Genomic DNA, 15,924 nt, shown 5'->3' on the forward strand with positions numbered 1-15,924 from the left:
GAATTGTAGTAGCTGAGAACCCTATGATGGGACTCGGCTTCTTTTTTTAGAAAATAAATTTATTATATAAACTAAATTTTATTAAAATAATTTACTACAAATGAATATATGATTTATTATTAAACATGATTATATAATCAATTACATATTTTACAACAAGAATTTTTATTTATTTTTATATGATTAAATTCTAGATAAAATCCGTCATAAATTAATAAAGTTGATGTAAGTGGAACTCCATAATTAGTCAATAATTTAATTGCTTCTAATGACTGCATAGCACCAATTACAGAAACAATGGGTGACATTATTCCCTGTTGTAAACAATTATCATTATTACTATTGAAAAAACTACTTATACATTGGTAACAAGGACTATTAACTTGCCAATTAAACGTACTTAGACACCCTTCCATTCGACTAGCAGCACCAACAATTAATGGAATTTTATAATTAAAACATAAACTATTAATTTGTTCACGTGTTTTTATATTATCACTGCAATCAATAATTACTTTTTGTCGTTTAATAATTTCTAATATGTTATTTTTTTCCAGCTTATCATTTACTATATTTATTATGCAATATGGATTTATTTTATATAAATCTTGCGCAGCAGAATAAACTTTAGGTGTATTGATGTCAATATCATGATGTAAAATCTGACGTGATAAGTTAGATAATATAACATAATCAAAATCTATTAATGTGATTTCTCCTATACCTGCTGCTACAATATACAATGCTGCTGTACAGCCTAATCCACCTAACCCAACTATAGCAATTTTTCCAGATCTTATTTTCTTTTGCCCTTCAAAACCAAATTTATTTAATTTGATTTGTTCAATGTAACGTGATATTTCATTTTTTCGATTTGTAATTTTATATTTACTCCTCAAGTAATTTATCGAAAGGTTCTACTATCACCCATTCCCCTGCTTTAACATTACTTCTTTCACTTTCTAATATAATAAAACAATTAGCTTTTGTAAGAGAACCATAAAAATATGAGTCTTGTGTACCTGTGCTATATACTTGCATTTCATTTTTATTGTTTTTAACTAAATATCCTCTCTGGAATTCAATAACACCTGGAGATTTTTTTAAATTTGTAGCAACACGTACTTTATATTTATGTTTGAATATAGAACAATATGTTTTTCCCTGACATTTAGAAATGAAATGTTGTGCTAACTGATAAAAAGTTACAACAGCTGAAACAGGATTGCCAGGTAATCCAATAAACCAACTTGTATTTAAACGAGCAAATGTAAATGGTTTGCCAGGTTTCATTGCTACTTTACAAAAAATAACTTCACCTAACTCTCTTAAAATCATTCTAACAAAATCGGTTTTACCAACTGATATACCGCCTGTAGTAATTACTATATCAGATAATCTATCTGCTTGTTTAATAGCATAACTTATATCACTAATATTATCTCTAATAATACCAAGATCTATAACTTCACATCCCAATCTATTTAACATGAGTGAAATGGTAAAACGATTAATATCATATAATTCGTTATGGAAATCTATTTTCTTACTAATATTTTTTAACTCATCTCCGGTAGAAAAAATTGCAACACGAAGTTTACGTAATACTTTTAATTTAAAAATACCTAGTGATGCAATTAAAGGCAAATGTTTGATGTCAAGTTTTACACCTGAATTAATTACCACATCACCAATTTTAATGTTTTCACCAGTTAATCTAATATTCTGTCCTAAAGTAATAGAATTATTAACAACTATATTACTATCACTTATTTTTGTATCTTCTTGTTTTACTACTGCTTCACAAGATTGTGGTATTTTTGCTCCAGTCATAATACGTATTGTGCTACCAAGAGCCCAAGATCCAGCAAATGGTTTACCTGCTAATGAATCTCCACTAATTTTTAATATATGATTAGTCTTAATATCATCAAATCTGATTGCATATCCATCCATAGCAGCACTATCAAATGAAGGTAAATTAACAGGTGATATTAATGATTCTGCTGTAATATATCCTAAAGCATCTATTATTGGTATATGAATATAATCTTTTATTGGTTTAGCTTGTAATAACATTATATTTCTAGCATTTTGAAATGAAGTTAACTTTCCAAGAGAAATGTTCATTATAACTTAGCATGATAAGTATCAAAATAATTTTATATTTATTATAATAAAATTATTTTCTGATAAAATATACTTTTTTAATATATAATAAATTTTTTAATTATTGACATTTACAATATAATAAAAATTTTTATATTAAAATATAATGAATTATTGTCAATTAACACATATTTTAAAATTTAATCTATTTCAAAATATATATTTATCAATAATTACATAAATCTATAATTCTTTATTATTATAACATCATAATTTATGTAAATTGATATTACAGCAATGTAATTAATTAAACTATACTTAATACATTAAAGTAAGTTATAAATCAATTTTTATTTCATTACTATACAATTGATTATTATATTACCAAATAATATCTAGGGTAATTATTAATGAATAAAAATTTAAATATATCAAATTGAAATTAAATAAATTATTGTTTTTAAATTTTATCAATTGTAAAATTTACTATTATAACTTATAAAAATAATTATCAAGTTAATAAAATTAACTAACATTAAAAAATAAATAACATGAAGTAAATTTTAAATTTACTTAAAATTAATTTTGTAAAATCTTTCAATCAAAGATTAGATAAAAATTTGAAAAACATATATGATAAATATTAGAACTTTTTTCCTCATAATATCACTTATTATAAAATCCTCTTTTTTACTTATGTTTTCTCTGAATATATATGCGAATGAAGAAATACCTTCAGCTCCTAAAATTAATGCTAAAGCTTGGATTCTTATAGATTATTCTAATGGTAAAGTATTATCAGAATTTAATTCTGATAAAAAACTTAATCCAGCTAGCCTGACTAAAATGATGACTAGCTACGTCATAGGACAAAAGATTAAAGAAGGCAAAATAAAATACGAAGATATAGTAACAGTTGGTCAGAATGCGTGGGCACCTGGTAACCAATTATTGCAAGGTTCTTCATTAATGTTTCTTAAACCAGGTGATCAAGTATCTGTATATAATTTAAATAAAGGCATTGCAATTCAATCTGGTAATGATGCTTGTATAGCTTTAGCAGAATATATAGAAGGCAGCCAAGATTCTTTTGTTGATTTAATGAATTATTATGTAAAAATATTAGGATTAAAGAATACTCATTTCATGACAGTGCATGGTCTAGATTCCGAAGGACAATATAGTACTGCTCACGATATGGCTATAATTGGGCAAGCATTAATTCGTGATGTTCCTAAAGAGTACGAATTGAATAAAGAAAAAGAATTTACTTATAATAATATCACGCAAATGAATAGAAATAAATTATTATGGAGTAATGTTTTAAAAGTAGATGGAATTAAAACTGGACATACAGTAGGAGCTGGAAATAACCTAGTAGCTTCTGCAGTAGACAATAATACTCGTTTAATTTCAGTAGTATTAGGTGCTCCTAATGATCCTATTCGTTTTAGAGATAGTGAAAGATTATTAATGTGGGGTTTTAATTTTTTTGAGACTGTGATCCCTATTAAAGCTAATATACCTTTTACACAACAAAGAGTATGGTTTGGTAATATTAAAAAAGTTAACATTGGTGTAAATAGAGATATATCATTAACGATATTAAAAGGTCAAAACAAAGATATCAAAATACATTTTAATATCAATACAAATCGTTTAGATGCTCCCTTGAAAAGGGATCAAGTAATTGGAATGGTTGATTTCAAAATTGATGGTAAATATGTAGAACATTGTCCATTAGTAGCACTTGATGAGGTAAAAAAAGGAAATTTTTTTAGCAGATTTATTGATTTTGTAATAGTAAAAATTACTTATTGGCTTGGTATTTCACTTTAGTAATTGTTTTTATTAAATAACTATGTATTAGTTTTATATATTTTTTCATAAGATATTAATTAATATCTTTAATAATATGTTAAGGATTGTTAATTGATCAAGTAAGTAAATTTTATGTAATTTATATATATGGACAAACACAAAATATTTTAAATATTGTGATTTTATGGAGATTAGATGAACTCAATTATTAATTTAATTTGTAATCATCGTTCTATTCGTAGTTTTACTGATAAAAGTATTAGCAAGCAACAGATTAATGAAATAATCTCTTCAGCTCAGTCAGCTTCTACTTCTAGTTTTTTACAATGTTCTTCTATTATAAGAATTACAGAAAAATCATTACGTTCTGAAATTGCAAGTATATCTGGAAATCAAAGATGGATAATAGAATCTACTGAATTTTGGATATTTTGTGCTGATTTTAATAAACATTTACAAATTTGTAATAATGCTAAACTCGGTTATATTGAGCAACTTATTATTGGTTGTATTGACACAGCGATGATGGCACAAAATGCAATAATAGCTGCAGAATCAATGAATTTAGGTGGAGTTTTTATCGGAGGTATTCGTAATGATATCAATAAACTTATAAAGTTATTACATTTACCAAAATTTGTATTACCGTTATTTGGATTTTGTCTAGGTTATCCAAAATATTTACCTGAAATCAAACCTCGCATACCAATAGAAATGATTATTCATGAAAATTATTATAGTACTTCTTTAGATCAAATGGCTCTTAAAAAATATAATACAAAAATTAAAAATTATTATCAAGATCGCAAAATGAATAAACGCAAAGATGAAACTTGGAATAAATTGGTACAGAGATTAATTATTCAAGAAATGAGACCATTTATGCTTAAATACCTAAGAGAACAAGGTTGGGCAATATATTAAAAAAATAATTTAGGGAATTAAGCTATGAAAATAGCAATTTTATCTAGAGATAGATCTCTATATTCGTGTCGTCGTTTAATTAAAATTGGTGAACACCGAGGACATAATGTACAAATTATTGATCCATTATTATGTTATATAAAAATTCATCACCTTTCTCCTTCTATTTATTATAATGGTAAATTATTGGGTCATTTTGATGCTGTTATTCCTCGGTTAGGAATATCTAATGCTTTTCACTGCCTAAATTTATTACGTCAATTTGAAATTTGCGGTAGTTATTCCTTAAATAAATCTATATCAATATCTAGAGCACGTGATAAAATATGTTCATTACAATTATTGTCAGAAGCAGGTATAGATACTCCAGTAACTAGTTTTGTTTCTTGGTATCAAAAAACTACAAACTTAATAAATTTAGTTGGTGGTGTGCCATTAATAATAAAATTAGTAGAAGGATCTCAAGGAATTGGAGTAGTAATAGCTGAAACATATAGAGCAGCAGAAAGTATAATAGATGCATTTCGTGTTATGAATGCCAACATTTTAGTACAAGAATTCATTAAAGAAGCGGAATGTTGTGATATTCGTTGCTTAGTTATTAATAATCAGGTAGTAGCTGCTATAGAACGAAAATCTAAGATAGGTGATTTTCGTTCTAATTTACATAGAGGAGGAAAAGCTTATCCAGTTGATATCACAGAAAAAGAACGTATGATAGCAGTCAAAGCAGCTAATATATTAAATTTAGAAGTAATAGGAGTTGATATTATAAGATCTAATAGAGGACCTTTAATTACAGAAATTAATATTTCTCCTGGTTTAGAGGGAATAGAGACAATAAGTAAGCTAGATATTGCTAGCAAAATAATTGATCTAATTGAAAAAAGGAATAAAAATACAATAATGTAATAAAAATTTTTATTATTTCATTTATTATATAATCACTAACGACTACGAAATGTGATTCTTCCTTTACTCAAATCATATGGAGTTAGTTCGACAGTTACCTTATCTCCTGTTAATATTCTAATATAATTCTTTCTCATTTTACCAGAAATATGAGCAGTTATTATGTGTCCATTCTCCAGTTCTACTCGAAACATTGTATTAGGTAAAGTGTCTAATACAGTACCTTGCATTTCAATATTATCTTCTTTTACCATTATGTCTCCTAAATTTAGTATTATTAATTTTTTATTACCTGTAATATAAATTAATACAATTAAATTATTAAATAATAATGTTTATTATTTTGATAAACAATCTAAATATTTTTCAACATCAAGTGCAGCCATACATCCAGTACTAGCTGAAGTTATTGCTTGGCGGTAAATACTATCTGTAACATCTCCAGCAGCAAATACTCCTGCAATACTAGTCTTAGTTGAATTACCGTGTCTTCCTGATTGGACTTTTATATATCCATTTTCTAATTCTAACTGATTATTTAAAAAACTAGTATTTGGAAAATTACCAATTGCAATAAAAACTCCTTGTACATCTAAAATTTTATCTTTTTTTATAGCATCTAAATTAGAAACCAATCGTAATCCAGTAACTTCTGTTTTATTACCTGTAATTTCTTCTACTATATGATTCATATGTAGAAAAATCTTACCTTCCTTTATTTTTATCATTAACCGATCAATTAAGATTTTTTCGGCATTAAACGTATTGCGGCGATGAATTAAATGTACTTCAGCAACTATATTAGATAAATATAACGATTCTTCTACAGCAGTATTTCCACCCCCAATTACTGCTACTTTTTGATTTTTATAAAAAAATCCGTCACATGTTGCACAATATGATACGCCTTTCCCTTTGAATTTTTCTTCTGATTTTAAACCAATTTGCTTAACAGATGCTCCAGTTGCAATTATCAAAGCATCACATGTGTAATCGTTATTTCCTATTAAATAAAAAGGTTTTTTATGTAAATCTACATTGTCAATATGATCGAAAATAATTTCTGTATTAAATTTTTTAGCATGCTGGTACATACGTTCCATTAATAGTGGACCTGTCAAGTCAGAGTGATCACCAGGCCAATTTTCTACCTCTTTAGTATTCAGTAATTGTCCTCCTCTATTAATGCCAGTAATTACTACTGGATTGAGATTAGCACGTGCAGCATATATAGCTGCTGTATATCCAGCAGGACCGGATCCTAAAATTATTAGTTTGCAATGTTTTTTTATCTTCATGAAATACTCTATAAAATATAGTACAACGAATTCCTAACAAAATTAATAATATGATAACACGATATGTATTGTTTGTTATATATAAATATTCATATATTAATCACATTAATAGAAAGTGAAATCTTATTTTTTAATGATTACTAAACAATATTTAGATCTTTAAAAAAATCATATTCCTATTACAGATAATTATCTAAAATTATTTTATTTTTTATTAATGATTAATAAATCAAATAATTATTTGATTTAACAAAATAAATTTATTAAAAAAATCTCATTTTAACCTTCAACTAATAAAATTTGTATTAACCTAGATTAATTATCTTAATAAAACATATGTTTTTAAATTTAAAACATAATATAACAAATATACGATAATTAATTATCTATAATTGCATGTTTTGCACAACTGTTTATAATTATAAATAAAAAATGATACTAAAATATCTTTTTTTGATATTTATATTTTTAAAATTAAAAATAGCTATTAAAGAGAATAATATTATGTAAATACGCAAAATATCTTAGTTAGGTGATTTAATGGTAGTTAAAATAAATTGTAAAAAATTATCAATGTAAATGTTTTACAAAAATAACATTATTATCATTGGTACATTACAATAATCTATTTTTTGGTGAATAATTTATTCTGATTTGAATAAGAATAATGAAGTTAATATTCTTATTAAGTGAAGATATTTATTTACAAAATAATCTATTATATCGAAAATTACATTTTCACTAATTAAATAGTAAACCCATCTTATTAAATAAAAAAATAATATGTAATCTGCATATAGTATGAATTACTTGCCCAAATAATTTTTTGCTAAAGGAGAAGTCTGGTTTTGCACTTGAATATTAGCGAATTAATAAGTCAATATGGATACTTAGCACTTTTTATTGGGTCCATTGCAGAAGGAGAAACTTTTACATTAATTGGTGGAATAACAATACATGAGGGATTATTGAATTTTACTGGAGTTATATTAGCAACTATGGCTGGCGGTATACTAGGAGATCAATTACTTTATTGGATAGGACGTAAATATGGAACAAAGATATTACAAAAATTTAAAAGATATAAAAATAAAGTAATTAAAGCTAGGAGATTAATTAAAAACCAACCTATTTTATTTGTTATAGGTGTTAGATTTATGTATGGTTTTCGGCTTATAGGTCCTATTATCATAGGTGCTAGTAGATTAAATTCAATGAAGTTTTTTGTTTTAAATGTAGTAGGAGCAGCTATATGGTCATTTATTTTTGTAACTATAGGATTTTATGCTGGCAGTGTTGTTATTCCTTGGTTATATAAAATTCATTATCATATAAAGCTAATATTATGGTTATTCATTATTATAGTATTGATATCATTAATAAGTTATACTACTTATTTTATTTTTTATAAAAAAAATAAAAAATGAAAAGCAATCCAGCATATATAAAATAATAAATATAACATACTGAATTTTTTAATTAATTTTGAGATATTTAATTTTTCTTGATATAATATTATCTCCCTCTCTCCATTATTTTAATAAAGGAGATAAAGGAGATAAGGAGTGAAAATCATTATTTATTGCGATCACCGCCAATTCTAAGTAATAAAGTAAATAGATTAATAAAATCTAAATACAAAATAAAAGCTCCTAGTATTGAAGCACGACGTAAATTGTTATCATCATTAATATCTATTTTGTTACTAATCATTTTTAGTTTTTGAGTATCTGACGCTGTTAAGAAAACAAATAATAAGATGCTTATATATGTTAAAAACCACATTAACAATGAACTTTTTAATATAAAATTTATTATTGAAGATATTAAGACACCAATTAAACCCATAATTAATATATTATTAAAATGACTTAAGTCTCGCTTTGTAGTATAACCATAAATACTCATACAGCCGAACATTATAGATGTTATGCAAAAAGTAGTAGCAATAGAAGAATTAGTAAAGATCAAAAAAATATGTGACATTACTAATCCAGTTAACATAGAATAAAACATGAACATTCCAGTAGTTATTAAACTACTAAAGATATTAAAAAAACTAGAAATAAAAATTGATAAAAACAACTGTATAGTAATTAATGAAAAAAAAACATTTCTATTATTAAATATACAATCTGTTAATACAGGATTTAGAGAAGCTAACCAAGCTACAAAAGATGTTAGTATTAAACCACAAGTCATCCAACCATATACTTGAGTAATATAATAATTATGTAGTTCTCTTGACGCATGCTGTGCAATTGAATCACTTTGTGAATATCGATTCATGATTCATACCTCTTTCAATAAAACCAAAACCATAAATGTTAAGCAGAATTTACTTTTCATAAAAAATTATTTTTACAACAATAACTAATAATAACAATTAGTTATTAAAATTATATTTTTTATTAATAGATAAAATAATTTATTAACTAAAACATCATGTTATTTAACTCCTGTTTATAAAATACTAAGATCAATCATATTACTTTATATTCATATAATTTTATTTTTATATAAAAAGAGTAATTATTACAATAAAATTTGATGTAAAATAAAATTTTATTATAAAATAATAACTATTTATTATATTAAAATCAAGAACAACACTACCCATAGTAAAATAGGCATACTAATTTTTTATATTTTTATTTTATAGTATATCTAATTCCAACGAATTAATGCATCATAATCACTGTTACGTACATTAACCCAACGATTACCAAAAATAGTTGTTTCATTTTTCCAAAATAATGCACGAGTTTTTATATGATCTATAATAAATTCTGCAGCAGTAAAAGCTTCACTACGGTGAATACTATTAATGCCAATTAAAACAATTTCATTACCAGGAATTAATTTGCCAAAACGATGAATAATTCTAATACGTTGTAAAAACCAGCGATTACGTGCTTCAGTAACAATACTGTGCAAAACTTTTTCAGTCATACCTGGGTAATGTTCTAAATTTAATTCTTTTACTTTATCACCAAAATTATGATTTCGCACTTTTCCAACAAAAATTATTATCGCACCTTCTTCTGAAGAATTAGTTAACCAATAATATTCTTCTGATATATTGAAAGGTTGCTTATTAATATTAATTTTAGTTTCCATTTTAACCTCCAGTAACAGGTGGAAAAAATGCTACTTCATCTCCTTCAGTAAGTTGATGATTTATAGAAACCAATGTGTAGTTCACTGCTACTAATACTTTATTAGAATCAAGAGCTATTTTCCAATAACTACCTTTTTGCGATAGTGCTGAAATTAAAGAACGCACATTTTTATGTTCTTCTAATACATTAAAGGAACTAATTCCTATTAGTTCACGTATTTGAGCAAAAAAAAATACTTTAATCATGAATTTAATCCGATCATTTTTAATTTATTAAAATAATTTTATTAAATTACTTATTAATGCATTATTAAATCTTGTTACAAAATTTAATAATAAAAAACAGCTATAAATATAGTTTTTTATAAATTTAGGCTACAATATCGCATAGCACATTAAATTTTAAATAGTAAATTATATTCTTCTGATATTTATAATTTTTAAAAATAAATTTGCTAAATTATAAGAATTATATTGATATTTGACTTATTTAAAATGATTAATTAACATTATATAAAAATATTATAAGTTGTTTATTATTAATTACAATTTATGTAGAAATTTTAGAAAACATAAATATTTATTTTGAATTGAATAATTTATAGCATTTTTTATTTAAAAAAATAAAATTATAAGTGCAGTTTCATTTTAACATACATTAAATATTAATTTAATTAAATCTTTACTAAGATGATTTAAATTATTAGTAACATTTTATTAAATTTCTGGAAATGTTAAATAATCATTACAATTTATAACATATTCATTTACTGATTTAAGAAAAGGTATTGTACCTAAAAAAGGTTTTGGTAACATTTTTTTTAAAATACTAAGGTAATCATCATAATATTTATATGAAGGAATTAAAGTATTAGCTATCCAACCTGCAAATTTTAATTTTCGGTATTTTATTGCATCAATAGTAAGCATTGCATGATTAATGCAACCTAATTTTATTCCAACTACTAATATTACTGGAATTTTTTCCAAATATACCCAATCTGCATATGTTTGATTGTTGGAGATAGGAGTATACCAACCACCTGCACCTTCTATAAATATCCAATCAGCTATTTTTTTTAATTCACATAATCCATTAGATAAAGTAGAAAATAATATTGGATTGTTTTCTCTAATACTCACTATATGTGGTGAAGTTTCTTCAATAAAAGTTAAAGGATTTATTTGTGAATAATTTAAGGATAAACTACTATATTTTTGTAATATTAAAGCATCATTATTACGAATTCCTTCTGGTGTAATCTTACAACCACAAGCAATTGGTTTATATCCAGCCGTTCGATATCCATAAGAATTAGCCAGCTGAAGTAGCAAGCTAGTAGATATAGTTTTCCCTACTTCAGCATCAGTACCAGTAACAAATAAACATTTCATAAATCAGTTGCTCCATAAATTAAATGATAACTAAGACGAAAACCATATTTATCCCGTGGCCAATATTTTTCTAATTTATATAGATTATTACGAGTTAATACAATACTATTACGACCTTTATGTAAATGTGTAGCGCCAATCCCTTTAAGGGATCGCATAGCAGTTAATACATTAGGAAAATGCATAATTACGATTTGTGATTGACATGTTATATTTTGCATATGACAAATTTTAAAAATTTCTTTTTTGCTAAGAAATTGATTAACATGATCATACTCATCTAAATATGACCAAGCTATATTCAGTTCTTTTAAAGAACCATCACTAATAGTAGAAAATAATATACATCCATATGGCTTTAATGCTTGATTAAATCTATTAAGCACTTTGCTTAAACTATTACTCCATTGTACAGCTAGATTACTCCAAATTATATCTACAGTATTATTTGCTATTGGTAAATGATCTATATCACCTGATATATAGTAATCTGCAGTATTATTCTTTCTAGCTTGCTTTAACATTTCAATAGATAGATCTAAAGCTATTACATACTTACCACGATCACGCCAAACACGGCTATACCATCCAGTTCCACATCCTGCATCAAGCAATAATTTACCTGAATAAGAAGGTGCTAATTTTAATAATAAATTTCCACTTAGGCGTTGTAGTGATGCATAACTATCATACTGGCTTGCCGCTCTGTCAAAAGCTTTTGCTACAGCTTGTTTATTAACGATTTGCGTCATATAAAGCCTCCAGCAATATATCTATATCTTCAAATTTATGAATAGCTGATAAAGTAATGCGTATACGAGTAGTACCTACCAGTACAGTTGGAGGTTTTATTACATTTACCCAACAGCCAGCATGAGCCAATTTTATGGCTAAAACTTTAGCATCATCATTATTACCTATAATCAATGGTTGAATGGCAGTATTTGATTCTATTAATTTCCATGAAGTAGATTTTATACCTAGTTGAAAATACTTTATATTTTCATTAAGACGATAACGTAAATATTCAGCTCCTTTAACTAAATTTAAAGAAGTTTGTAAAGCAAATGCCTGAGCTGGTGGCATAAAAGTTGAATAAATCAAATGTTTTGAAAACTGTAAAAAATAATCAGCAATATCATCTTCACATAATAAAGCACCTCCACTAATACCAAATGCTTTACTAAAAGATATTATTAATAATTCAGGTTTAATACCTGCAGACCAACAGCTGCCACGTCCTTCATCACCTATAATTCCAATCCCATGAGCATCATCTACTAATAACCAACCGTTACTCTTTTGTACTTGATTGTAAATATTTTTTAATGGAGCTTTATCGCCATCCATGCTAAAAACCCCTTCAGTTAATATTAGTTTTTCACCATTACAATAACGATTTAAATAAAAAATCAAACTTTCTATTTTATTATGATTAAAACGATATAGCTTAGCAGGACTATTAATTACAGCATCAATTAATGAGGCATGAATTAGTTTATCTGCTATGATATAATCATTTTTTTTACCTAACAAACTAATTGCAGCTTGATTGGCATCAAAACCAGAAATAAATAATAGAGCACGTGGATAACCCAACCACTCAGCCAGTTGCATTTCCAGATCTGCATGAAAACTACTAAAACCAGTCATATGACTAGAAGATCCGGCGCCAACTCCTGCTAAAGACATTCCTGTATTCCAACTTTCAATTATTACAGGATGATGATTTAATCCAAGGTAATCGTTGCTAGAAAAATCAATGTAAAATTTTTTGCCTTTTCTAAGTAAACGAGTACTACTTTTATCTATAATACAACGGTTACGCCATTTATCTGTAAGACGTTGTGTAGATAAATATTTATTGATTCTTTGTTTCCAGCTCATTAAAAGTCCACATTACAAAAATTTTTATTAGATAATGAAATATTTTCACATTTGTATTATTTTATTTATGTAAATTATGTTCTGTTTTAAGACCTAATTTACGAAATAAGATAATATCTTTATCTTCTTTAGAATTAGGTGTTGTAAGTAGTTTACAACCATAAAAAATTGAATTAGCCCCTGCCATAAAGCACATAGCTTGAGTTTGTTCACTCATTTGATTACGACCAGCTGATAGACGAATATGCGATTTTGGTAGCATAATTCTAGTTATGGCAATAGTTTTTATAAATTCAAAGGAATCAATCTCATCATTATTTTCTAGTGGGGTACCTTTTATTTTTACTAGCATATTAATAGGTACACTTTCAGGTGGTTTTGGTAAATTTGCTAATTGAACCAGTAAACTAGCTCGATCTTTGATTGTTTCTCCTAATCCAAATATACCTCCACAACAAATCTTAATTCCTGCTTTACTAACTTTATTTAAAGTATTTAATCTTTGTTGATAATTTCGAGTAGTAGTTATATTTTTATAAAATTCTGGTGAAGTGTCTAAATTATGATTATAAAAATCAAGACCTGCTTTAGCTAGAGATTTTGCTTGTGAACTACTTAAATTACCTAAAGTCATACAAGTTTCCATGCCAATAGCTTTTACCTCCCTGATTATTTCTTCTAAGTAAGGCATATCACGATCATGAGGATTTCTCCAAGCAGCTCCCATACAAAAACGATTGGAACCAGCTGCTTTAGCTTTAGAAGCATTTGCTAATACTTCTTTTATCATCATCAAACCTTGAGATTTTAAGCCTGTTTTATATCTTGCGCTTTGAGCACAATATTTACAATCTTCTGGGCAATTGCCAGTTTTGATTGATAATAAAGTGCTGATTTGTATTATCAGAGGATTAAAGTGTCTTCGATGTATTTGTTGTGCTTTGAATATTAATTCAATAAATGGTTTATTAAAAAGAACTTCTACTTGTTTAAGATTCCAACGTTGTATCATATTTTACTCCGATAGTTAAAAACTATAATCTATTAGTCAATGCAGTTATAATAAAACAATTATTCTTTTATTATGGTTTTTAAAAAAATGTTAATAAAAAAAGATAGTGATTTTGATCGTATTCATATTTGGCATCCTTATTCTTCAATCAAACAACCTTTGCCATGTTACCAAGTAGTAAAAGCCGAAGGCTGTAAATTAAAATTAAATAATGGTAAAATGCTTATTGATGGAATGTCATCTTGGCTAGCAGCAATTCATGGATATAATAATCCACGTATTAATCTAGCAATAAAAAAGCAAATAAAAAAAATGTCACATATAATGTTCGGTGGAATTACTCATCCTTCAGCTATTTTACTATGTCGTAAACTTGTAGATATAACTCCGTTACCATTAGAATGTATATTTTTGTGTGATTCTGGTTCAGTATCAGTAGAAGTTTCTATTAAAATGGCATTACAGTATTGGTTAGGACGTAATGAAAATAGGAAAAAATTTTTAGCACTCCAGTACAGTTATCATGGAGATACTTTTGCTGCAATGTCTGTATGCGATCCAAATAATTCAATGCATAAATTATGGAAAGGATATTTAACTAAACATTATTTTGCTAAAGCACCAAAATGTGGTTTTTATGAAAGATGGATGATAAAAGACTTTAATAATTTTTATTATCTTATAAAAACACATCATAAAAAATTAGCAGCAGTTATTGTTGAACCTATAGTACAAGGAGCTGGAGGAATGCGCATTTATAATCCTAGATATTTAAAATTAGTTCGGGAATACTGTAATTTATATGGAGTTTTATTAATTATTGATGAAATTGCTACTGGGTTTGGTAGAACAGGAAAATTTTTTGCTTTTGAGTATGCTGATATTGAACCTGATATTCTGTGTATAGGGAAAGCACTTACGGGCGGTACTATGACACTTGCTGCTACTATTACTACACGTGAAATAGCTAATACTATTAGTAACAGTTCCGCTAATTGTTTTATGCATGGTCCTACGTTCATGGGTAATCCAATAGCTTGTGCTGCAGCTATAGAAAACTTAAATATATTACAAGATAATTACTGGATTAATCAGGTTAAAAATATTGAAAAACAATTTTTTAAATATTTACTTCCTCTTAAAAATTTACAACAAGTAGCAGATATTCGCATATTAGGAGCGATTGGAGTTATTGAAACTTATAAAGCAATAAATATTGCAACAATGCAAAAATTTTTTGTAGAACAAGGTGTATGGATTCGTCCCTTTGGCAAGTTAATTTATTTAGTACCACCATATATTATCAAACAGAATGAGTTAAAAAAACTTATTGAATCAGTTATTTTAGCAATTGAGTATCCTTTAAATTTCATATAGTTCTATTAGTTAAATAATTATATTAACGATCATGTATAAATTACAATAATTAAATATTATTCTAAATT

At 26.2% G+C, this 15,924-nt stretch carries 15 protein-coding genes and 1 pseudogene; 5 read left to right on the forward strand and 11 right to left on the reverse strand.

All coding sequences use genetic code 11. The features are described from left to right. Positions 1-137: 137 nt before the first annotated feature. A complete protein-coding gene (gene moeB, locus FD726_RS01295; protein WP_236260977.1) occupies positions 138-899 on the reverse strand; it encodes a molybdopterin-synthase adenylyltransferase MoeB in 762 nt (253 codons plus the stop codon). After that, positions 889-2,130: a molybdopterin molybdotransferase MoeA gene (gene moeA, locus FD726_RS01300; protein WP_159989771.1), complete on the reverse strand. Its 1,242-nt coding sequence runs from the start codon at positions 2,128-2,130 to the stop codon at positions 889-891. The genes moeB and moeA overlap by 11 nt, the downstream gene beginning before the upstream one ends. 612 nt (positions 2,131-2,742) lie before the next feature. On the opposite strand from moeA, the gene FD726_RS01305 reads away from it, so the two are divergent. From FD726_RS01305 to rimK, 3 genes are all read left to right on the forward strand, one after another. Continuing rightward, entirely contained in the window at positions 2,743-3,948 is a 1,206-nt protein-coding gene (locus FD726_RS01305) for a serine hydrolase (protein WP_159989772.1), read from the forward strand. A gap of 177 nt (positions 3,949-4,125) precedes the next feature. Beyond that, the gene (nfsA, locus tag FD726_RS01310) at positions 4,126-4,854 is read left to right on the forward strand and encodes an oxygen-insensitive NADPH nitroreductase (protein WP_159989773.1); all 729 of its coding nucleotides are present in this window, start codon (positions 4,126-4,128) and stop codon (positions 4,852-4,854) included. Positions 4,855-4,878: 24 nt separating this feature from the next. Continuing rightward, a complete protein-coding gene (gene rimK, locus FD726_RS01315; protein ID WP_159989774.1) occupies positions 4,879-5,766 on the forward strand; it encodes a 30S ribosomal protein S6--L-glutamate ligase in 888 nt (295 codons plus the stop codon). A gap of 35 nt (positions 5,767-5,801) precedes the next feature. Here the strand turns inward: rimK and infA are convergent, their stop codons facing one another. Together infA and trxB are read right to left on the reverse strand one after the other, a co-directional pair. Further along, positions 5,802-6,020 carry a translation initiation factor IF-1 gene (gene infA, locus FD726_RS01320; RefSeq protein WP_159989775.1) on the reverse strand — a complete coding sequence of 73 codons (219 nt, stop codon included), beginning with the start codon at positions 6,018-6,020 and terminating at the stop codon, positions 5,802-5,804. Between the two features lie 84 nt (positions 6,021-6,104). Further along, positions 6,105-7,064 (reverse strand): thioredoxin-disulfide reductase, encoded by a 960-nt coding sequence (trxB, locus tag FD726_RS01325; protein WP_159989776.1) that lies wholly within the window; start codon positions 7,062-7,064, stop codon positions 6,105-6,107. Positions 7,065-7,912: 848 nt separating this feature from the next. Between trxB and FD726_RS01330 the strand changes: the two genes are divergently transcribed. Beyond that, positions 7,913-8,491 (forward strand): DedA family protein, encoded by a 579-nt coding sequence (locus FD726_RS01330; protein WP_159989777.1) that lies wholly within the window; start codon positions 7,913-7,915, stop codon positions 8,489-8,491. A 148-nt stretch (positions 8,492-8,639) separates the two neighbouring features. Here FD726_RS01330 and FD726_RS01335 read toward each other — a convergent pair whose 3' ends face one another. The 7 genes and pseudogenes from FD726_RS01335 to bioB all read right to left on the reverse strand — a co-directional run. Next, a complete protein-coding gene (locus FD726_RS01335) occupies positions 8,640-9,353 on the reverse strand; it encodes a Bax inhibitor-1/YccA family protein (protein WP_159989778.1) in 714 nt (237 codons plus the stop codon). A gap of 378 nt (positions 9,354-9,731) precedes the next feature. After that, positions 9,732-10,184, reverse strand: coding sequence for a molybdopterin synthase catalytic subunit MoaE (gene moaE / locus FD726_RS01340; RefSeq protein ID WP_159989779.1), 453 nt, complete (start codon positions 10,182-10,184; stop codon positions 9,732-9,734). Between the two features lies 1 nt (position 10,185). Continuing rightward, complete coding sequence (gene moaD / locus FD726_RS01345; protein WP_159989780.1) at positions 10,186-10,431, reverse strand: molybdopterin synthase sulfur carrier subunit; 246 nt, start codon at positions 10,429-10,431, stop codon at positions 10,186-10,188. 471 nt (positions 10,432-10,902) lie between these two features. After that, positions 10,903-11,580, reverse strand: a complete 678-nt coding sequence (gene bioD, locus FD726_RS01350) for a dethiobiotin synthase (RefSeq protein WP_159989781.1) — start codon at positions 11,578-11,580, stop codon at positions 10,903-10,905. Continuing rightward, the gene (bioC, locus tag FD726_RS01355) at positions 11,577-12,332 is read right to left on the reverse strand and encodes a malonyl-ACP O-methyltransferase BioC (RefSeq protein WP_159989782.1); all 756 of its coding nucleotides are present in this window, start codon (positions 12,330-12,332) and stop codon (positions 11,577-11,579) included. The genes bioD and bioC overlap by 4 nt, the downstream gene beginning before the upstream one ends. After that, the gene (locus FD726_RS01360; protein WP_159989783.1) at positions 12,316-13,467 is read right to left on the reverse strand and encodes an 8-amino-7-oxononanoate synthase; all 1,152 of its coding nucleotides are present in this window, start codon (positions 13,465-13,467) and stop codon (positions 12,316-12,318) included. Before FD726_RS01360 ends, bioC begins: the two co-directional genes overlap by 17 nt. A gap of 76 nt (positions 13,468-13,543) precedes the next feature. Then, positions 13,544-14,479 (reverse strand): annotated as a pseudogene (bioB, locus tag FD726_RS01365) (biotin synthase BioB); the annotation flags it as partial. A gap of 87 nt (positions 14,480-14,566) precedes the next feature. Between bioB and bioA the strand changes: the two are divergent. Next, complete coding sequence (bioA, locus tag FD726_RS01370; protein ID WP_159989785.1) at positions 14,567-15,856, forward strand: adenosylmethionine--8-amino-7-oxononanoate transaminase; 1,290 nt, start codon at positions 14,567-14,569, stop codon at positions 15,854-15,856. Positions 15,857-15,924: the final 68 nt, after the last annotated feature.

The sequence above is a fragment of the Pantoea sp. SoEX genome, from assembly GCF_009829945.1.
Classification (GTDB): domain Bacteria; phylum Pseudomonadota; class Gammaproteobacteria; order Enterobacterales; family Enterobacteriaceae; genus Pantoea_C.

Coding starts and splice junctions, on each gene's coding strand:
- FD726_RS01335 (WP_159989778.1), bottom strand. CDS start 9,353: ATGAATCGATATTCACAAAGTGATTCAATTGCACAGCATGCGTCAAGA.
- moaD (WP_159989780.1), bottom strand. CDS start 10,431: ATGATTAAAGTATTTTTTTTTGCTCAAATACGTGAACTAATAGGAATT.
- rimK (WP_159989774.1), top strand. CDS start 4,879: ATGAAAATAGCAATTTTATCTAGAGATAGATCTCTATATTCGTGTCGT.
- moaE (WP_159989779.1), bottom strand. CDS start 10,184: ATGGAAACTAAAATTAATATTAATAAGCAACCTTTCAATATATCAGAA.
- FD726_RS01360 (WP_159989783.1), bottom strand. CDS start 13,467: ATGAGCTGGAAACAAAGAATCAATAAATATTTATCTACACAACGTCTT.
- infA (WP_159989775.1), bottom strand. CDS start 6,020: ATGGTAAAAGAAGATAATATTGAAATGCAAGGTACTGTATTAGACACT.
- bioA (WP_159989785.1), top strand. CDS start 14,567: ATGTTAATAAAAAAAGATAGTGATTTTGATCGTATTCATATTTGGCAT.
- trxB (WP_159989776.1), bottom strand. CDS start 7,064: ATGAAGATAAAAAAACATTGCAAACTAATAATTTTAGGATCCGGTCCT.
- bioD (WP_159989781.1), bottom strand. CDS start 11,580: ATGAAATGTTTATTTGTTACTGGTACTGATGCTGAAGTAGGGAAAACT.
- FD726_RS01305 (WP_159989772.1), top strand. CDS start 2,743: ATGATAAATATTAGAACTTTTTTCCTCATAATATCACTTATTATAAAA.
- moeA (WP_159989771.1), bottom strand. CDS start 2,130: ATGAACATTTCTCTTGGAAAGTTAACTTCATTTCAAAATGCTAGAAAT.
- bioC (WP_159989782.1), bottom strand. CDS start 12,332: ATGACGCAAATCGTTAATAAACAAGCTGTAGCAAAAGCTTTTGACAGA.
- nfsA (WP_159989773.1), top strand. CDS start 4,126: ATGAACTCAATTATTAATTTAATTTGTAATCATCGTTCTATTCGTAGT.